23 protein-coding genes and 1 pseudogene are annotated in these 19515 nt (G+C 43.5%); 8 read left to right on the top strand and 16 right to left on the bottom strand.

The annotated features are described in order from the left end of the window. Positions 1–307 precede the first annotated feature (307 nt). From HUS26_RS14350 to HUS26_RS14370, 5 genes are read left to right on the top strand one after another with little or no spacing between them, the layout of a single operon-like run. Positions 308–1534 carry an ABC transporter substrate-binding protein gene (locus HUS26_RS14350; RefSeq protein WP_173917784.1) on the top strand — a complete coding sequence of 409 codons (1227 nt, stop codon included), beginning with the start codon at positions 308–310 and terminating at the stop codon, positions 1532–1534. Further along, positions 1515–2354, top strand: coding sequence for an ABC transporter permease (locus HUS26_RS14355; RefSeq protein WP_173917785.1), 840 nt, complete (start codon positions 1515–1517; stop codon positions 2352–2354). The genes HUS26_RS14350 and HUS26_RS14355 overlap by 20 nt, the downstream gene beginning before the upstream one ends. Then, positions 2355–3137: an ABC transporter permease gene (locus HUS26_RS14360; protein ID WP_173917786.1), complete on the top strand. Its 783-nt coding sequence runs from the start codon at positions 2355–2357 to the stop codon at positions 3135–3137. Next, the gene (locus tag HUS26_RS14365) at positions 3134–4081 is read left to right on the top strand and encodes an ABC transporter ATP-binding protein (protein WP_173917787.1); all 948 of its coding nucleotides are present in this window, start codon (positions 3134–3136) and stop codon (positions 4079–4081) included. The genes HUS26_RS14360 and HUS26_RS14365 overlap by 4 nt, the downstream gene beginning before the upstream one ends. A gap of 15 nt (positions 4082–4096) precedes the next feature. Beyond that, on the top strand, positions 4097–4744 hold the full coding sequence (locus HUS26_RS14370; protein ID WP_173917788.1) for a TVP38/TMEM64 family protein: 648 nt from the start codon (positions 4097–4099) through the stop codon (positions 4742–4744). A 31-nt stretch (positions 4745–4775) separates the two neighbouring features. Here the strand turns inward: HUS26_RS14370 and HUS26_RS14375 are convergent, their stop codons facing one another. The 9 genes from HUS26_RS14375 to HUS26_RS14415 form a co-directional block, all read right to left on the bottom strand. Beyond that, positions 4776–5882 (bottom strand): FAD-dependent oxidoreductase, encoded by a 1107-nt coding sequence (locus HUS26_RS14375; RefSeq protein ID WP_254434211.1) that lies wholly within the window; start codon positions 5880–5882, stop codon positions 4776–4778. 58 nt (positions 5883–5940) lie between these two features. Further along, positions 5941–6258 (bottom strand): thioredoxin family protein, encoded by a 318-nt coding sequence (locus HUS26_RS14380; RefSeq protein ID WP_173917789.1) that lies wholly within the window; start codon positions 6256–6258, stop codon positions 5941–5943. Positions 6259–6331: 73 nt separating this feature from the next. Then, positions 6332–7147 carry a DUF368 domain-containing protein gene (locus HUS26_RS14385; RefSeq protein WP_173917790.1) on the bottom strand — a complete coding sequence of 272 codons (816 nt, stop codon included), beginning with the start codon at positions 7145–7147 and terminating at the stop codon, positions 6332–6334. A gap of 295 nt (positions 7148–7442) precedes the next feature. After that, entirely contained in the window at positions 7443–8009 is a 567-nt protein-coding gene (locus HUS26_RS14390; protein WP_173917791.1) for a nucleotidyltransferase domain-containing protein, read from the bottom strand. A 131-nt stretch (positions 8010–8140) separates the two neighbouring features. Further along, positions 8141–8992 carry an NmrA family NAD(P)-binding protein gene (locus HUS26_RS14395; RefSeq protein WP_173917792.1) on the bottom strand — a complete coding sequence of 284 codons (852 nt, stop codon included), beginning with the start codon at positions 8990–8992 and terminating at the stop codon, positions 8141–8143. A gap of 84 nt (positions 8993–9076) precedes the next feature. Beyond that, a complete protein-coding gene (locus HUS26_RS14400) occupies positions 9077–9688 on the bottom strand; it encodes a metal-dependent hydrolase (RefSeq protein WP_173917793.1) in 612 nt (203 codons plus the stop codon). A gap of 125 nt (positions 9689–9813) precedes the next feature. Then, positions 9814–10098: a hypothetical protein gene (locus HUS26_RS14405; RefSeq protein ID WP_173917794.1), complete on the bottom strand. Its 285-nt coding sequence runs from the start codon at positions 10096–10098 to the stop codon at positions 9814–9816. Positions 10099–10227: 129 nt separating this feature from the next. Further along, on the bottom strand, positions 10228–10647 hold the full coding sequence (locus tag HUS26_RS14410) for an organic hydroperoxide resistance protein (protein ID WP_173917795.1): 420 nt from the start codon (positions 10645–10647) through the stop codon (positions 10228–10230). Between the two features lie 71 nt (positions 10648–10718). Beyond that, positions 10719–11003, bottom strand: a complete 285-nt coding sequence (locus HUS26_RS14415; protein ID WP_173917796.1) for a YkvA family protein — start codon at positions 11001–11003, stop codon at positions 10719–10721. A gap of 131 nt (positions 11004–11134) precedes the next feature. Between HUS26_RS14415 and HUS26_RS14420 the strand changes: the two genes are divergently transcribed. Further along, complete coding sequence (locus HUS26_RS14420) at positions 11135–11674, top strand: NADPH-dependent FMN reductase (RefSeq protein ID WP_173917797.1); 540 nt, start codon at positions 11135–11137, stop codon at positions 11672–11674. Between the two features lie 35 nt (positions 11675–11709). Here HUS26_RS14420 and HUS26_RS14425 read toward each other — a convergent pair. From HUS26_RS14425 to HUS26_RS14440, 4 genes and pseudogenes are all read right to left on the bottom strand, one after another. Then, positions 11710–11808: pseudogene (locus HUS26_RS14425) on the bottom strand (lytic transglycosylase domain-containing protein); the annotation flags it as partial. 607 nt (positions 11809–12415) lie between these two features. After that, entirely contained in the window at positions 12416–13297 is an 882-nt protein-coding gene (locus tag HUS26_RS14430) for a diacylglycerol kinase family protein (protein ID WP_371809593.1), read from the bottom strand. 28 nt (positions 13298–13325) lie between these two features. Further along, positions 13326–13760, bottom strand: a complete 435-nt coding sequence (locus HUS26_RS14435; protein WP_173917799.1) for a GNAT family N-acetyltransferase — start codon at positions 13758–13760, stop codon at positions 13326–13328. Between the two features lie 21 nt (positions 13761–13781). After that, positions 13782–14054, bottom strand: a complete 273-nt coding sequence (locus HUS26_RS14440; protein WP_217424734.1) for a GNAT family N-acetyltransferase — start codon at positions 14052–14054, stop codon at positions 13782–13784. A 102-nt stretch (positions 14055–14156) separates the two neighbouring features. Here HUS26_RS14440 and HUS26_RS14445 point away from each other — a divergent pair, with 102 nt between their 5' ends. Then, entirely contained in the window at positions 14157–14939 is a 783-nt protein-coding gene (locus HUS26_RS14445) for a carbon-nitrogen family hydrolase (protein WP_173917800.1), read from the top strand. A 150-nt stretch (positions 14940–15089) separates the two neighbouring features. On the opposite strand, the gene HUS26_RS14450 is transcribed toward HUS26_RS14445, so the two are convergent. Both HUS26_RS14450 and HUS26_RS14455 read right to left on the bottom strand, forming a co-directional pair. After that, the gene (locus HUS26_RS14450; protein WP_173917801.1) at positions 15090–16166 is read right to left on the bottom strand and encodes a nitric oxide synthase oxygenase; all 1077 of its coding nucleotides are present in this window, start codon (positions 16164–16166) and stop codon (positions 15090–15092) included. A gap of 67 nt (positions 16167–16233) precedes the next feature. After that, positions 16234–17562, bottom strand: coding sequence for an FAD-dependent oxidoreductase (locus HUS26_RS14455; RefSeq protein ID WP_173917802.1), 1329 nt, complete (start codon positions 17560–17562; stop codon positions 16234–16236). A gap of 132 nt (positions 17563–17694) precedes the next feature. Here HUS26_RS14455 and HUS26_RS14460 point away from each other — a divergent pair, with 132 nt between their 5' ends. Continuing rightward, positions 17695–18867, top strand: a complete 1173-nt coding sequence (locus HUS26_RS14460; RefSeq protein ID WP_173917803.1) for a pyridoxal phosphate-dependent aminotransferase — start codon at positions 17695–17697, stop codon at positions 18865–18867. A 91-nt stretch (positions 18868–18958) separates the two neighbouring features. Here HUS26_RS14460 and HUS26_RS14465 read toward each other — a convergent pair whose 3' ends face one another. Beyond that, positions 18959–19417: a GNAT family N-acetyltransferase gene (locus HUS26_RS14465; RefSeq protein ID WP_173917804.1), complete on the bottom strand. Its 459-nt coding sequence runs from the start codon at positions 19415–19417 to the stop codon at positions 18959–18961. Between the last annotated feature and the right edge of the window lie 98 nt (positions 19418–19515).

A 19515-nucleotide genomic window follows, 5' to 3' on the forward strand; every position in this document is an offset into this window, starting at 1 on the left:
AGGGCAACCTGCCAGCTTTTTCGCGGACGGACGGTCAAGCCTCATCGTTCGTGAACTCTCTAGGAGTCGCAGGAGCCTTCCCTTACACATCTTTCAAAAGGAACCTTTATATTGTTCAGATTTATATCCCCTTTTGATAAGTACTAACTCTGTGCCTTGCCCCGTATCGCAGCATTATCTTCCCAGCTTAAAGCCATTTGATAATACTAAATTAAAAAGCCCATTCGTACAGTTGTATTGTTTCCTTTCCTTTCTATTTGTTTGTATGATAGATAAAAAGAAAGCTTATAAAAAGGGAGATTGAAAGATGAAACAGTTGTGCTTATTTCTGCTGCTCCTCCTTCTTGCCGCCTGCAGCTCAAATGAAGAGCAGCCTTCACTTGAGGAGATCACAAATAAAGAATGGTCTGAAATTGAAGAAACTGCGGATGGTGATGAAGTTCGTTTATATATGTGGGGCGGTGATGAAGGAATCAATCAATACATAGATAAATGGCTCACCCCTCAATTAAAGGAAGCCCATAACATAACGTTAAAACGTGTACCTATGGATACACCGGAAATTCTTCAAAAGCTGCAGACAGAAAAACAGGCAGGAAAGCAGCAGGGCACGATTGATCTCATTTGGCTGAATGGTGAAAACTTTAAAAATGCCAAGAAAAATGACTGGTTAGCCGGCTCCTTCGTCGATAAGCTTCCGATCTATAACGAGTATTACGATAAAGAAGACCCAGCCATCTCTACAGATTTTGGCATGGCAACAGAAGGAATGGAAGCACCGTGGGGCAAGGTTCAGTTTGTCTTTCACTATGATGAAGCTAAATTAGCTGAGCCTCCGCAAAACTTTAAAGAGCTAAAACAATGGATTGCGGAAAACCCCGGAGAGTTTACATATCCGCAAGCGAGCGATTTCACAGGCAATGCTTTTCTTCGTCATCTGCTGTATGCCAAAGCTGACAGTCCGGCGGATATATACGAACAGCCGCTTCAGCAAGAGCAGCTGTCAGAACCGGCGGAAAGCATGTGGGACTATTTAAAAGAAATTGAACCCCATTTGTGGAGAAATGGAGAGCATTACCCCAATTCTCTAAGTGAGCTTGACCGTTTGTACAGTGATGGAGAAGTAACTATGACGATGGGCTATAACGAAGCCCGCGCTGAATCGCTCATTGATGAAGGGATTTTTCCTGAAACGACGAAGTCCTTTGTTCTTAACCCAGGTTCGATCGGAAATACACACTTTCTCTCCCTCCCTTTTAACAGCCCTAATAAATCAGCTGCTCTAGTGGCGGTCAATTATATGCTGTCTCCTGAGGCACAGCTGGCTAAGTACAAGGCCGAATATTGGGGAGAAAACACGCCGATCAGTTTTGAAAAGTTAAATAAGGAGCAAAAACAGGCCTTTGCAGAAGTCGACCGTGGCAGCAGTGTGCTTCACCCCCAAAGGTTAGAAGAAAGCTTTCTTCCCGAATCGGATGCGGAGTATGTAGAATGGATGGAGGATCAATGGTTCAATGAACTGGTTCAAAACTAATCCATGGCTCAGCTTGCTGCCCGCTGCTTTATTTTTGCTTCTTCCTTTTTACGGAATAACAGCAGCCTTTATAGAAAGTGTTAAAGGCAATCCCTGGCAGCATTTGCTGGAATCTGAACGCTTTTTCGCTTCTCTCTGGTTCAGCCTGCGTACAGCTCTCATAGCTTCCCTTCTGTCTTTAATGGCAGGGATCCTTTTGAGCCGGACGTTTTCAAAGGAATTGCTGAACCTGTTTCCAAGACTGACGGTATGGCTGCCGATGCTCTTTCCTCACCTCGTTTGGGGATATGTCGTCCTTCTTTTTCTATCAGAAACTGGGTTATGGGCGCAGTTTTTTATCAGCATGGGACTTATCGATACGTCAGCTGATTTCCCCATATGGACAAGGGACCCTAACGGTGTTGGTATTATACTGACTTATATCGGAAAAGAGGTCCCCTTTGTCATGTTAATGCTTTTTCCTGTTTATTCAGCAATCCCGTCTGCTTATTATGATGTCGTCCAAACTCTTGGCGGAAGCCGCTGGGATCAGTTTAAGACCGTCGAATGGCCGCATATTCTCCCGGCCGTTACCGAGACGTTTTTCATTTTGTTTGCTTTTACTTTAACAGCCTACGAAGTTCCTGCTTTACTTGGAACGACGTATCCGGAAATGCTCTCCGTCTTAAGCTATGAATGGTTTTATAACGGAGACTGGGACGACCGGCCGCTTGCTTTTGGCGCCCTTATACTTGTGAGCATCGGGATCATTTTCTCATCATGGCTTGGATATCTGTACATTAACCGAAAGCGGATGCGGGCCTTAAGGGGGAGGATATAGATGAAAAGAAAATCCACCTTCTTCCTGATCGCTGTTCTCTTTTTTGTTATTCCTGTCGCTGTTTTATTCATCCAAAGCTTCACATCACCAGGAGGTTTTGCTGGAGTTCAACTCGATAGCTGGGGTATCCTTTTTTCTGATCCTCATCTGTGGTCAGCTACGTTCTGGTCTATCGGTATCGGGGCATTTGTGCTTTTGTTAAACTTCTTGATTGGGATAAGCAGCGGACGAGCACTGGCACTAAATTCTTTTAAGTTTCATTCCGCGATTGAAGCGCTGCTTTTGGCACCTATCCTTATTCCTGTACTGCTTGCTGCGATGGGACTTCATTTATTTATGATCCGTATTGGCCTTGCTGATACGTGGATAGGTGTTTCGCTCGTTCATTTAGTGCCGACGATTCCGTACAGTAACAAAATTTTTCGAAATGCCTACAACCAAGTGGATAAAAAGCTGATGGAGCAGTCTGAAATATTAGGAGCCGCTCCATTTAGGCAGTTTATAACGATAGAGCTGCCATTATTAAAAGCGGCCATTCGCAGTGTTACTTTTTTAACCATTGTCATCAGTTTAAGCCAGTACGCCATTACGGCAATCATCGGCGGCGGGATCGTTATTACATTGCCGATGATCTTTTTCCCTTACCTCGATTCGGCTAACGATTCGGTGATGTCCGCGTTTGCCCTTTGGTTCGCCATACCGCCTTTAATCATATACTTAATTATTGAGTCTTTATTACTCCTCATCCCTTATTCGAGAAAACCATGGAGGCAACGAACTTGACGAAAAAAATTACCGTACAGCAGCTGATCAAAAACTATGACTCCCTCTCTGTTATCAATGGACTGAGTTTTGCACTTGATGCCGGTGAGCACTTGAGCATTGTCGGTCCATCCGGGAGCGGAAAAACGACCCTTCTGCGCATATTAGCCGGACTTGAAAAACCGTCAGCAGGCTCTATCTATCTCACCGGGCAAAATGTGTCCACGATTCCTGCACGGAAAAGAAGCGTAGGATTCGTTTTTCAGCAGCCGCTGCTGTTTCCGCATATGACCGTTGAAGAAAATATCCAGTATGGAGCAAAATTGCAAAACATCTCTTATAATAAAGTTAACGACTTACTCGAAGCGACCAGTCTGTATAAGGCAAAAGATCAATTCCCTGCCGAAATTTCAGGAGGTCAGCAGCAGCGCGCTTCCTTAGCAAGGTCGCTTGCAGCAGAACCTGATGTGCTTTTATTAGATGAACCGTTCAGCAGCCTTGATCCATCTCTCAGACAGGAACTCAGATACTGGGTCAGAGACCTGCTGAAGAAACGGGAGGTCACCTCTATTTTTGTTACTCATGATTATGAAGAAGCGATGCTGATGGGAGACAGGATCGGGGTCTTTCATGAAGGGACTTTCCAGCAGATCGGGACGGCAGAGGAGCTGCACAACCTGCCGGCTAATCCTTTTGTTGCCCGATTTCTCGGCGGCCACCTCGTTTTAGAAGATGAACGGTACATCCCATTGGATCACATTCAGCTGTACACTAAAGTTCCGGAGCAGGAAGCTTTTGAAGCCGAAGTGTTACAAACGACGTTTCACCAGGGACAGCGTACTATCCATTTATATATCAGCAGCTTAGATCGTAAATTATCGCTGCCTGTACATGAGACCATTTCCGCACCTAAAGTTTATCTCTCGATTCCCTCGCCGTCTGTTCAAAGCTTTACCAATCGCTAATTTGAGGTGGTCAGAATGAGCAAGAGAGCCATAATCCGCGGAAGCATCCTGTTATTAGCCTTTGTCGCTGCAGCCTGGTTTGTCCGATACCAGCTGGATTTATCGCCGCGGGAGATTCGGCTTTATATCCTTTCCTACGGCTGGTGGGGGCCATTAATCTTTATCGGCTTGTACACACTTGGCCCGTTTATTGCTTTTCCTACTTCGATCTTATCGCTTGCCGCCGCATTCACCTATGGGGTGTGGCCTGGAATACTCTTTATCGTGATCGGTGCTTCAGGAGCTGCCGTAGTAGGGTTTGTTATGGGAAAGTGGTTTGGCCACTCTGTTATAAAAATTCCAAACACCCCGTGGATGAAAAACTTATATGCCCGAATGGAAGCGAACGGCTTTCTTTACGTACTTACATTACGGCTGATCCCGATCATCGGTTTTAATGTTCTCAGCTACGCAGCAGGCATTGCGAAAGTCAGATGGATCTCCTTTATTACCGCCACGATGATCGGCCTGATTCCAGGAACACTTGCGTACAGCTTAGTCGGAAGCAGTCTGGCCGAAGGCGACCGCAGCCTGCTGCTCGCCGGCCTTTCGATTATTGCCTGGGTCGGGCTTATTATTTATCTCTTTAGAAAAAAAGTATTTACAATATTAAAATTAAAATAAGGCGTTCCTCCTCTTTCAGAAGGAAAACGCCTTATTGGTATTTTCTGATAAAACTTTCATCGATTTTATTTTTCAGCTTCCAGGCACTAAAGCTGTGATTCTTAAGCTTTCCATAAAGAAAGAGGCCTTTTTTATTGCCTGTCGATAAAATATATAATGCCTGCTTCTGAGGCTTAAAGGGCTGAAGCGGAGCCCCCTTTACGAAGTTCAGCAGGTTCTCAAACAATACCGGTCCTTGCTTTACTGCATAAACCCCGCTCTTATCCAGGTCAGGGTGTGAACTCATCGTCACACAATCACCGGCTCCGAACATAAAATCATAATCTTCAAACTGAAGAGTATCTTGAACGAGTGCAAAGCCGCGTTTATCGACTTGCAGGCTGGACCTTTTAAAAATTTCATCCGCCTGAGGTCCGCTCATCCATAATAGGTCACTGTGCCTGATGCGATTATTTGTATGAGTTAACACATAATCATCATAGAGCTCTTTTACCTTCTCATGCTCCCAGAGCTGTACACCTGCTTCTTTTAAAATCGAACGGAGCTTCTTCGTGGACCCTTTCGAACCTGAGGAGAGAACCTCTGTAGAAGTAACAAGGCGCACTTGACCTACTGCATTATGATTATTTTTATAAGCCTGCAGGGCTAAAGCCAGCTCACTTCCCGCTGCCCCTCCGCCAATAATCAGCGGCATAGGCGCTTCTCTTAAACTGGAGATCTGGTCGACAAAGTGACTGTACGGCTTAACCGATTGGGTAAAGGAATACTGAAATTGATCTGGCACTTTGTTTGAACCAATATCGAAGCTTATCATATCAAAGGGATAAACCGCGCCGCCTTCACAGTGGAGTTTCTTACGCTTGGGATTCACGAAATCCGCTCTCTTTTTTATAAAATTAACGCCTGCTTTCTCAGCCATCTTCTCCACATTTATCCGGATTTCTTCTTTTTCATATAATCCTTCCACATACCCAGAAAGCATCCCCGAATAATATTGATATTTCGACGGAGACAAAAGACATACGTCGACGTCATCATTCGGATTCTGGCCGTACTGGTTAATGACCTCTAAATGTGCATGCCCCGCTCCCACTAACAACAGTCTCTGTCTCAGAAGAACCCCTCCCTTAAACTGCATGCCGTATTTCCTTATTTCAAAAACACCCACACGGCCGAGCCATGTGGGTGCGCTGTTTTTACAGATGCTTTTGTAAAAAGCTTTCAACCTCTTCAGGTGTCTTTGCATAGGCACTATGAAGATGGCCGATTTTCTCGCCCTTTTGGAAAATGAGAAGACTTGGGATTCCCATAACTTCATATTTATCCGCCACTTCAGGAAGCTCATCGCGGTTAATATCGTACCACTTGTAATCTTTATATTCTTCAAGGATGTCACCGATAAACATATCCATCCGCCGGCAATCCGGGCACCAGTCCGCGTGGAATTTAATGATGATCGGCTGTTCACTTTCAATAGTTTTCTCAAATGCGTCTTGCTGCTTAATCGGTTCCATAAGAATGATGCTCCTTTGCGTTCTTTATGCTTAATATCATACCGTGATTTTGTTGAAAAGTCTTATCTTCTGCTTATTTATATTCCACTCTACCAAGGAGCCATGCACTTAGCAACCCTGTAATAAAAGTGATGATACTTGCGATTAACAAAGGAGTTGACTCAGGTACACCTGGGAAAATGACGAATATCGAACCGACGACCAATCCTATGATCAGCCCAAACGTAGCGGAAGTATAATTTTCAAGAAAGTAATTAATGATCTTACTCATAATCACAATCCCAATAGCAACGCCCAGTCCTACGGTTAATATGATATCGAACCGAAGATTAGCCACCCCGGATATAATTGTGCTGTACATACCAATCAGCAGCAAAATAAACGATCCGCTTATCCCCGGGAGGATCATCGCACTGCTGGCAAGCCACCCGGAAAAGAAAAGCCCGATGTAAGAAGCCAGCGTCAGATTAGTCATTGGCTCTCCTTCTGTTGCTTGAAAGAAAGCCATCGATCCAACTAGAATGGCTCCCAGCAGCAGAAGACCATAATGCCTGCCTTCAAATTTATTTTTCATATCCGCTTTATTAGTTAAATAAGGGATGACCCCGATAATTAATCCTAAAAAGAAGAATTTAGTAGGGCCTGGATAGTGCTCAAACAACCATTCAATCAGGTTAGCCAACATTAAAATAGAAATGATAATCCCTGCTCCTAAAGGAAGCAGAAACTTTAAATGCTTTTTCCATTCTCTACTGAAGAAACCGTTAATCGCTTCTATTAATTGATCATAGATACCTAACACGACTGCGATTGTTCCGCCGCTTACCCCCGGGACTACGTCACTCGCTCCCATCAGCATGCCGCGGTAAATATTTTTCCATCTCCACATAAGTTATATTTCTCCTTCTCCATCTCTATCTTTTTAATTTGAGCTCTGGCTGATCCTATTCAGAAAAAGCAAGGGGTTCTGCGAGACTCCTGCTTAAAAAACGGGCGGGCATGATCTCAACCACAGGTTTCGCGAGGAGGCTTGACCTGTCGTCCGCGAAAAAACGACTGGCTCCTCTTTTTCATGAAGATCAACGTTAACAATTAAAAGAGCCTTGTTTTTTAAAACAAACCTATTTTATTCTATCAAAATTCCCCAGCTGATATGGCATATTTTATAAAAAAGTAATCTTCCCTTAATACAGTAATTTTTCCAGCCAAGGGTGCTGCGGCTGATGCTGAATTAACGACTGCTTCAGCCACTCTTTCTGATGCTCATTTAAGTGAGGGAAGACGTAGCGGAAATCCTGCTCATCCTTCTCCTCAGTATTTTTCGCCTTATAGAGAAGTACGATTTCCGGGTTTAAATAAGGAATCCCCTGCTCAGAATGTAAATTCATATTAGAAAGTGGAAATGTGACTTCCTCATCTCTGCGGAACACCCACTTTTCTCTCTGTTTACGATTGAGGAGCACTTCTAATTTAGCCTCATCCCGGTGTGCATGAATCTCGTGGATATGCTCATCAAGCGGCTCCTTAAGATTATTCTCGATCATTTGTGAATGATCGACGACATATGTCTCCCAGCCATTAAGGAACTTAGACAGCTGAGTAAGATCCTCTCTGAATATCGCAACCTCAATGTCGTCATGATCTCTCGTCTCCTCACCTATATGTAAATCAATAGCCCAGCCCCCGGCTATCATCCATTTCCCTTCAAACCCTTCCAAAAACCCTTTCACCTGCAAACATGGTTCAAACATTTTCTTAAGCATCCTCCTTTGTCTTTACCCATACCATTCCCTAAAAAGAGAAAAGGTAATAATGGTAGAGCCAATTCCGGTACCTGATACCCAGAAAAAAGAAAAAAGTGCGCTTTCTACTTAAGCGCACTCTAGTTGTCCAGAAATATAGGCTTGTAATTTTGTATGAATTCCTGCATGCCTCTTGGCTGCCTCTGCAGGAGCTTCTCAGTATCGAGGCTGGTTGTTTTAAAGAATCCATTCTTTGCCGATGTGTAGATGTTAGCCAGCTGCTTAGCTAATGAACTGCTGTATCCTCTATGATAACAGTATTCTAAAAACTGATGTTTCGTAGGATTTGAATAAGTAATCACTGTATTTAATTCTTCTGAAAACAGCTGAGCTGCCTCTTTCATCGTTAAGGCTTGCTTTCCGGTAACTTTGTAAACATCTTTAGCCGTCAGTGAATTCCGAAGCGCTAAATAAGCAATTTCGGCTACATCACGGCTGTCGACAAAGCTGATTTTAGCAAAACCGGCAGGAGCATTGATCTCATGATCCTCTTTCATTGGAAGAATTTGATATTTTAAAAAATCCTGCATTAAATGGCTGGCTCTAAGGATCGTATAGTTAAAACCCAGCTCCATAATAGCTTTTTCTATCCGGCGGTGCGGAAGAAAGCCCATCCGTTCTGCTCCTAAGACAGACAAGAAAACTAAACGTTCCACTCCACACTCTTTGGCCGCTTTCATCGCGTTTACGATCGGCTCAACATCCCCTATATTAGATGGCCTTGTTAAAAACCACCGCTTCACTCCTGAAAAAGTTTTTTCATAAGTAGAATCTTTTTCAAAGTCAAAATAGACACTATCGGCTAAGTGACTGTCTAACATCTCTTTCGTTTCTAACGGATGGCGGGAACCAGTACGAAAAGGCACGCCTTCGTCGAGAAGCCAGCCAGCAAGCTCACTCCCTACAAAACCCGTTACTCCTGTAATAAGCATGATGTCTGTGCCCCTTTCGCTTGTTTCCTGTCTTATATACCTTCCACTTAAGAGGGCTCTCTTAACCATATAATTACCTATTCGCTAAAATACTTGCGAAATAAGATACCAGACATTCCAAATGGACAGTACCGTAACCATGATCTTCTCGGCAGATGAACCTGTTCTCATGGTAATAATAAACCGAAAGTACTTTTTGGAAATCGGGTAAAAAAAGGGAATGCCTCGTTTAGTGAGGTAATCCCCAAGCAGATGAGAACAAACACCCAACATAAATCCAACAAAATAATACGGCGGTACTTCAAAAAAGTAAGTAATCACAAGATGATAAAAAAGCAGCAGACCAATAAACACAACCGAATGGGTCATTTTTCTATGGCTTTTTACCATGACTAATAACGGGAAGGTCAGCATAACAAATACTTTCAACTGTTCTCTGTACGTTTCTAAGTATTCCGGGGCAAAAAGATATAAGACTGCCGCCGCCAATAATATGTACATAAGTGCTCTCCAAAACTTCCTGCCTAATGTGGAGCTGGGTGTATCAATGTCAGGTAATAAGGAGCCAAATAATACAAAAACAAAAAATAAAATTGTTTCCAGTGTACCATTTGGAATATACTCCACCTGCGGTAAAAGGGTAATGGATAATAAACCTGCTGTTACCCCAACAGTTTGGTGTCCTGATGCCATCATAATTGTATGTATACCTCGCCTTTCAAGAATAAGCCCCGATTCGACAGGAACCGGGGCTTTTATTAGCTTATCTTATAAAATTATATTCGTAAATAAGCAATCCGCCTGCCCTTTGCTCAGAGGCTTTAGCAGTCTTTTTCCGGCAGTCCAAGCATTTGGAATTTCGGCCCTTCCATCGTGGCTTTCCCATCAATGGTTATGTTTTCGGTAAGGTGAATGATTCTTCGATCGATCGCTACGGGAATGGAATTAATATTGAGAATCTCATCATCCGCTTCAGGTTCAGAAATCGTCATCCCGACATCAGGCTCACCGCACCCGTAGCCGGCAAAATACAAGCGTAAACTCCCTGATCCTGTTTCCTCGAGTAATTCATCGAGTAATTCACGGGCTTCTTCTGTAATTCTCATTTGTTTTCTCTCCTTAAGCATCTGTCATACCTCTAGTATGAAGTTTAACTCTATTTTCTAATATAAATATGCTCACAATAAATTACGATAAAAAAGCCCCCAGTAACGGAGGCTTTTTTATCGTAATCATTATACAGCTTTTGCGTTTAATTCTACATCAATATTTCCTTTAGTTGCCTTGGAATAAGGGCAGAAATCATGAGCATCCTTTACAAGCTGATCGGCTTCCTCCTGGGAAACACCTTTTACACTTACATTTAAAATGACACCAATTTTAAAGCCATCGTCTGACTCATCTTTAATAAGGCTTACATCGGCAGTAGTTTCAGATTCTATGTCTTTCTTCTGTTTGCTGGCAATCAAGTTTAGAGCACCATCAAAGCATGCAGAGTATCCTGCGGCAAACAGCTGCTCTGGATTAGAGCCTGATTCATTGCTGTCACTTCCTGGCATTACAAGATTTACATCAATAACACCATCATCTGATTTAACATGGCCTTCGCGACCGCCTTTTGCTGTCGCATGAGAAGTAAACATTACATTACTCATTATACTCACTCCTTGATTTTTAGAAATCCATTCACAACTAATATGTACCTCAATTGGAAGTACACTAAACCTTACAGTTTTTCCTCGGGGTGAAATTCCTTTTTCAAGGATTCCGGTGCCATCTTAACCATCTGCTGCAAAACAAATGCAAGAATTGCGACATCATCTACGAACCCTAGAAGAATAAGAAAATCAGGAACGATATCCCAGGGAAAGAGAAAATAGCCGATGATCAGCAAAATCGAAAGCAGCTTGTGTTTAAGCTTCACATCTGAGGAACGGAAAAACTTAATGATGAAAGGCACCGACTTTCTTATATTGGCCAAAAATTTGATTCTGCGCCAAAATTTCCTCATTTTTCTTCTCCCCTTTCAAAACCGACGCAATTCCTCTGTCACAATTGCTTATTGCCTACGTATGATTTAACATAAGTGTTAGCAAATATTGTATCAGGCGCCACCCGAACGAATAAAGGAGAGACCTTGTCATGAAGATCCTGCTTCTTAACGGTACTATCGTGGGCAGTAAAACGAAAGCATTGCTAAATGAAATCGAAAGATATATTCATAAACTTAATAAAGGCTACGAAACCTCTATCCTATACTTAGAAGACTACCAAATGGAATTCGTAGATGGCCGCCCTGGTGAGGAATATAACGAGGAAATGCAGCAGCTGATCCGTGAGGTAGAACAAGCAGATGCCTACGTGATAGCTACTCCTATTTTCCAAGGGTCGATTCCAGGTACTTTAAAAAACTTGTTCGACGCTATTTCACCCCGGGCTATGCGCCATAAGCCTGTCTCCATTGTAGCAAACGGAGGGACATTGCAGCATCACCTGGTGATCGAAAACCAGTTAAAACCCATCCTGAATTATTTCCGCTGCCTCGTGACCCCTAACTATGTCTATACGCATACGAATCACTTTTCAACACAAGGGGAACTGATCGATGAAGATGTTCATAATCGCCTTCAGGAAATGACGCTCGTCTTCGATCAATATATGGAGATGAGCCAAAAAATCTAGCGCGTATAATCCCTCCTTTAACCAGGAGGGATTTTTTATGCGAAGCTGAGCACTTTCTTTACGTAGTTTTGTGTTTCTTTAAAAGGAGGAATCCCGCCGTATTTATCAACATTGCCCGGTCCGGCATTGTACGCTGGTTCCCGGCATGCTTGATGACAGCCTGCTTTCTCCATTCAAAACAGAGAAGGCCTGCATGTGTATCAGTATTTGAATTTTACTATAATCCATCGACCCACCTCGACTCTCTAAATTCTCTTTATTTTACATGAGCAGAAAACAATAGACAATCTGCCCTTCGATCTTCCACAATTACCCAAAACTTGCGAAAATACATAACCTAATGCCGCAATTATTGGCTTCTTTTGCGAATCTTTTCCCAAAGACGCACGCCTGTAAACGATGATACAATGGTAAATAACAAAAGGGATTTCACCATTCCGGCAATGGTCCCGAGATACTTCTGGTCATATATCTCGAAATGAAAAGAACTCTCTTTTGTCTCTAATGTCGAATCACCCTCTATTCTTTCCGAAAGAATAGACCTGTAGATTTTTTATGGCAGTTATTCTGCGAACCCTTTCTTTGATATTATCGTCAGAGAAGGGCTTTTTTTATACTAAAAAAAGCTTAAGGATTTTACCTTAAGCTTTCAGATTGCAGAAAACCTCTGTGTTTAGGTTTTCTACAAGTTTATTATCCTTCTCGTTAGCAGCGTCTACAACCGAAAAAGACTCTATTTCCTTATACGACAACATCTATATGCTGGGGCTTTACTTCAAGGGAAACAGGAAGCTCATCTCCCTCTTCTCCATCTACGTTCGTGTGAAGTTTTTCTTCAGAAGAAATGCGCAGCTTTTTCGCTGTAAAATATTCCACATCTTTGTCTTCTTTTACGTTACCTCTTAAAACAGAGGTGATGATTGAAGCCAACCGGATCATATTTACTTCTTTAATCGCGTAACAGTGCAGAACACCGTCATTAACCTTAGCTTCAGGCGACAGCTTTTCAAAGCCGCCCGTTGATTTTGTTAATGCGGCGAGAAATAAAAAGGAATCCCCTTCCCATACTTTATCATCAAATTCCACCCGTATCGGATAAGACTGGTTAGAAGCCAGTGTTTTCACTCCTTCAATAAAGTAGGCTAAAGATCCGAATTTTGTTTTTTGTTCAGGAGAAACTTCAAACGTCGCCTCAGCTATAGCTCCAACGGCCACAATATTAACAAAATACCGGTCGTTGAATTTCCCGATATCTACTTTTTTTGTATGATCTGACCGGAGCACTTCAATAGCTTTCTTTGGGTCAAGCGGCAAATCCAGAGCCCTTGCAAAATCATTCACTGTACCTAATGGAACGACTCCAAGTTTCGGTCGGTGCTCCTGATCGACCATGCCATTTATCGTTTCATGCAGTGTGCCGTCTCCTCCTAAGGATACGACTAAGTCGATTTCACCGTGACAGGCTTCAATACAATAATTCGTAGCATCGAATTCCTTTTTCGTTTGAACGGTTTGAAGCTCGTATCCTTTTCCCGTAAGAATGTCTTCAATTTGCTCTACATAGTCGGCCGCATCTTCTTTTCCAGAAGAAGGGTTTACAATAATCATAGCTTTTTCAGGCAAGAGATCTCCTCCCACTTTTTCGCTTAATTTAGTGGACGGCATGTATGGTTAGGTCATCAAAGGTTTGAAAGAATTCCCTGCCATAACTATCAGGTATATTTACGTGAATACTGTTGATACTCTGACTTTCCATCCAGCTTCTTATCGATTCCATCAGCTTAGTTCCGATTCCTTCACGCCTGTAAAATTCATCAACGTATATTTCACGGATCCAGCCTGTTTTGTTATTTTCCACGGTTCCAAATATATAACCGACCGTACGTCCTCCCTGTTCAGCAACGAGCACGCGGCGATTAGGATGATCATTAAATAAATGTTCAGCAGCCCAGTCTTTTCTTCCTCTCAAACGTTCAGTTCTCTGCGGCTGGTCATGCTGTTCATCTACAAGCTTTGCCCAGTCAATCGCATACCTCGTCACGTGGACTAAGTCTCTTGGCTCGGGCTCTCGTACAATGCCTGACATAAGATTCCCCCTTAAAAAAATCTATTTCGCAAGCACGTCTTGAAATTCCGTACGTTCTTCTATCACTTTCTTGGCAAACGAACACATCGGATTAATTTTCATATTTTGTTCTCTCGCATATTCGACGGCATTCTCCACTAACTCTGTTGCAAGACCTTCCCCTTGCTCAGATTCCTTAACATGAGTATGGGTAATGGTCATCGTGGAGCCACCTTGTTTATAAGCTAATTCAGCCACTCTTTCACTATTTTCCTCTACAAAAAATGTACCATTATCTCTTTGTATTGAATTCAAAGCTATTCACCCTTTCCTCCCTTATATACCCTTAACCTTTTTAGGCTATGCAATGATAGGGGGAATTTATTTTGTTAGAATAAAAAGAAAAGAGGTGAAACGATGACAACAACTATTGCTATTATTCAAATGGATATCGCGTTCGGTGATCCGGAAACGAACCGAAAGAACGCCATTCCCCGCATTAAAGAAGCTGCCCAAAATGGCGGTAAAGTGATCTTACTCCCTGAACTATGGACCACCGGGTATGATTTAGAGCACTTTGATAAGATCGCCGAAACATTAGATGGACCGACCCATACGATGATGGCCGATCTGGCAAAAGAACTTGGGGTAACCGTTGCTGGATCTGTCGCAGAAGATGATCACGGGGAATTTTTCAATACATTTGTTGCCTATAACAAGGACGGAGACAGGGTTCTTAAATACCGTAAAGTCCACCTGTTCCGCTTAATGAACGAAGAAAAATTTCTCCATGCCGGTTTTCATAAAGGAAACTTTGTTGTCGAAGACACCCTTGCCGCGGGAGTCGTATGTTATGATATTCGCTTTCCCGAATGGATCCGCACCCATATGCTAAATGGGGCACGAGGGTTGTTCGTAGTTGCTGAATGGCCGAAGCCTCGAGTCGAGCATTGGCGTAACCTGCTCATCAGCCGCGCCATTGAAAATCAGTGTTTCATTATTGCCTGCAACCGCGTAGGATCTGATGAAAATAACGAATTTGGCGGACATTCGATTGTTATCGATCCTTGGGGGAATATTGCAGCAGAAGCCGGGGAAGATGAAGAGATCTTATACTGTGATGTCGACTTCTCCCGTGTGGAAGCAATCCGCGAACAAATCCCGATTTTCCAGGACCGCCGCCCGGACTTATATGAATGAGGCTTGTGTTGGCAGTCCTTAGCATTAATAAACATATTGTTGATACCTTATAAGAGAGGCGTAGAAAACAGCTCGCTTTTCTAGGGTGTTCGGCCACGGAAAACGAAGTGGTCTTCGCTCCCGGAGCCAAACACAAAAAAAGCCTGAGTTTCATAACTCAGGCTTTCTTTCTTCATACGCTTTCTTTTGATAATAATAATTCGGGGAATCCATTCGGTCTTCAAATGACTGGTGAAAGATCTCCGTTGTCGCAGGTGAGACGGGAGGAATCAGCCATGTCCAGTCACCTGTCGCTTCTCTGCCGCACTTTCTTTCGTTATTTTGAAAAAGCTGAAACTGCTTTGCGGCGCTATGATGATCCACGATGCTGACTTTATCCTCCTTGTAGGAATGAATCACTGCCTGATTCAGTTCAATTAATGCCCGGTCTTTCCATAAGGACGTATTTCTTTTTATATTAAGTCCCATCGCTTCGGCAACTCCAGGCAGCATATTATAGCGGAATCCATCAGCCAGGTTGCGTGCTCCAATTTCCGTTTCCATGTACCAGCCGTTAAAAGGAGCGGCCCGGTAACTCAGTCCGCCTATTTCGAGTCTCATATCAGAAATTATCGGTACTGCATACCATTTCAGCTCAAAATCGGCAAACCAATTATATTTGGGATGCCGAAGAGGCACTTCCATTACGATGGCTTCAGGGATTGAAAACCACTTCGGTTTCTGATTCCCTATTTGAATGACTAGCGGGAGAATATCGAACCTGCTCCCTTTTCCTTTCCACCCGAGCTTCTGGCACTCTTTCGTAAACTCTACAGAAGCAGGATCGCCAATTATGCCCGTTTCCTCTTCATAACCCGCATACCGAATCAACTGGTGGTTCCATATTCGAATGCCGGACTCAGGACTAAATATAGTAATCGTCGAGCGTACTCTTCCTTTATTCGTAGCAAACTCTATATGATGAAATAAGGCATCGCGGATCTCTTCTCCCGTTTGCAGATCACGGCAGTCAAACACCTGCAGACTGTCCCAAAATAGCCGGCCGATGCACCGGTTGCTGTTTCTCCAGGCTGCCTTCGCACCATATTCCAATTCTTCATACGTATGGCGGTAAGTCCCTGTACTCTCAATCGAATCAATTACTTCATCGACCCGGTTCTCTATTAGTGAATCCTTTCCTAACTCTCCATAGCATTGACGGATAAAAGCTTCTGCTTCTTGATGCATGGTCTAATCCCTCTCATCTAGTTCCTTTGTCCTTATACTATCACAATCAGACCAAAGGCTTCGAAGATTAAGTCGCCTTTCTGGCCGCCTGCTGAACAGGGTCCCATACACTGTTATAAGGAGGAGAGTAGGAAAGATCGAGGTCGAGAAGGTCGTCTATCGTCATCTCATTATAAAGCGCAGTCGCCAGCACATCGGTCCGTTTATCGATCCCTTCTTCTCCAATCATCTGCCCGCCTAAAAGCTTTCTCGTTTTTTCATGATAAATAAGCTTCAGTGTCATCTTTTTCTTCGAATAGTATCCGGCCGCATGCGTGGATTCAACCGACACCGTACGGTAAGGAATATGTTCCTGCTCCGCTTCCCGGCAGGAGATGCCCGTGCGTCCCAGTGTTAAGTTAAAAAACTTCAATATAGAGGTTCCTACAATTCCGCGGAAGCTTTTATGGATATCTACCATATTTAAGCCTGCAATCTGTCCCTGCTTATTCGCATGGGTCCCAAGCGGTATGTAGTCATGGCGCTCTTTCACACGGTGATACTGTGTAGCACAGTCACCTGCAGCATATATGTCCATGATGCTCGTTTCCATAAAACCATTCACTTGAATCGCATCATTGTAACTTTTATAAATACCCGTTCCTTCGAGAAATTTGGTATTAGGGGTTACTCCTACAGCGAGCAGCACGTGTTCACATGAATATTTACCTTTATCCGTGATGACAGCTTCTACACGATTTTCTCCTTCAAAACCTTCCACCGATTCCCCTAAGGAAAGTTCTAAACCGTTACGCTTGGCTTCCTCATGAATGAGTTCTGACATATCGGGGTCAAAAATTTTCGCAAGCTGGCTGCTTCGATCGATTATCCGAACTTTTTTTCCTAAATGTATAAGGTTTTCAGCCATTTCAAGCCCGATGTATCCGCCGCCTACAATCGCGATGTTTTCCACTTCTTCCGTCAAATCTTCCATAATGGCTTCAGCGTCAGGTATGGTTTTTAAAGGAAAAACTCCTCCCAGGTTCTTTCCTTCCCATGGAGGAAGAATCGGATCAGCACCTGTTGCAATCAGCAGCCGGTCATATTTCACTTCAAACTCCTTTTCTGAATGATGATCGAAGCCGTGCACGATTTTATTATCACAATCCACCTTGGTCACTTCTTGATGGACTCTGGCATCTATCCCATGCTTTTCACGGAAGGTTTCGGGTGTCCGGGCAATTAAATCGTCCGCAGCTTCTACCTCCCCGCCTATTAAGTAAGGAAGACCGCATTGGCCATAAGAATAAATCCCTCCACGCTCGAGTGTAATCACTTCAAGCTCTTCACTGTTTCGAACGATCTGCATCGCTGCACTCATTCCGGCAGCGTCTCCTCCAATAATTACAATTCGCATAACCTTCACTCCTTCTACACGTAGTTATACCCTTATTTCACCTTACTTAAAATCCGCCCTTTACAAATTCAATACGCCACGTTAGTATGAATTATTAAACTTTTCAAAAAACGATATGGAAGGTAGGAGTTTATGAAAGAGTTCCAGCAGTCAGAGTCATTAAAACGGTTGCCCGATCAGTTTTTTGCCAAGCTTGTAAACAAGCTTAATACATATCAGCAGCAGGGACATGACCTTATTAACCTGGGACAGGGGAACCCTGATCAGCCGACCCCTGGCCATATTGTTGAGGCCTTAAAAAAAGCCGCCGAAAATCCTTTGAATCATAAATACCCCCCTTTTCAAGGCTTTAGCCACTTAAAAGAAGCAGTAGCGACATACTATAAGCGGGAGTACGATGTCGATGTAGATCCGGAGAAAGAAGTTGCCATATTATTTGGCAGTAAAGCAGGACTTGTTGAACTAAGTCAGTGTTTTCTAAACCCGGGAGATGTCGCGCTCGTTCCTGACCCTGGTTATCCAGACTACTGGTCAGGTGTGGCACTGGCCGATGGAGTCATGGAGCCTATGCCGCTTCTTGAAGAAAATGCATTCCTTCCCAAATATAACGACATCGACCCAGCTGTTCTAAAAAAAGCAAAGCTGATGTTTCTTAACTACCCGAACAACCCGACATCAGCTTCAGCAAATCGCGAGTTTTTTGAAGAAACGATTGAAGTAGCAGATCGAAACGATATATGTGTCGTTCATGATTTCGCATATGGAGCCATCGGGTTTGATGGAGAAAAGCCGCTAAGCTTTCTAGAAATTCCGGGCGCCAAAGATGTGGGTGTTGAAATTTACACGATGTCGAAAACATACAACATGGCCGGATGGCGGATCGCTTTTGCTGTCGGCAACCACAGCGTCGTTCAAGCGCTTGAGCTGATTCAGGATCATTACTACTGCAGTCTGTTCGGAGCGGTTCAGGATGCAGCCGCTGCTGCCCTTTTAGATTCGCAAAAGTGCGTGGAGGACCTGCGCGATACGTATGAAGAGCGCCGCCACATTCTAGAAGAAGGCCTGAGAGAAGCCGGCTATGAAACCACACCATGTAAAGGTTCATTCTTTATGTGGCTGAAGGTTCCAGAAAGCTATACTTCTGAAACATTTGCCGATGCCCTCCTGGAGAAAGTAGGACTATTCGTTGCCCCCGGCATTGGATTTGGAGAGTATGGAGAAAACTATGTAAGAATCGGGCTTAACAATTCGAACGAAAGCTTAAAGGATGCGGTTCAACGGTTTAAAAAGTTCAAGCAGGCATAGAAAAACCTCCGGAATGGATTAAAAGAAGGAACTTCCTCTTTATGGAAGTTCCTTCTTTTATAACCTCTTGCTCACAGACGTATGTTCCCAACTAAGATTTCCTTGCCGGCGGCATCTTCATTACCATATCCACGTGCGGAATATTATCTTCAAGGTATACTTCCGTTACTTCTTCAAACCCAAACGAACGATAAAAATCCCTTAAGTACTCCTGGCCATGAAGCTGAACAGCAGGGACATCCCACTCATTTAGAGTTAATAACGCTGTATTCATCAGCTTCCTGCCGTATCCCTTCCCTCTGGCCGCTTTTGAGACGAGGACGCGTCCAATCGAGTAATACTCATCCGGCTTCTCCGGGGGAACAAGGCGGCAGTATGCCACGATCTCACCTGCGTCTTCTTTCCATATATGCATGCACTCCTCGTCACGCCCGTCCACTTCTTCATAAGGGCAATTTTGTTCCACTACAAAAACCTGGGTTCGGATTCTTAAGATAGAGTAAAGCTCTCTTTTCGTTAAATCCTCAAACGACTTCTTCTGCCAGCACATTTTTCAACCGCCTCCTGTTATTGGTTCCACGTCTTCCAGTTTAAATTATATACCGCAGGGTAAAGTAAAGATTAACAAAATTCTACTAAAAAGGAAGG

The organism is Halobacillus sp. Marseille-Q1614 (assembly GCF_902809865.1).
In the GTDB taxonomy this organism is placed as follows: Bacteria; Bacillota; Bacilli; order Bacillales; family Halobacillaceae; genus Halobacillus_A.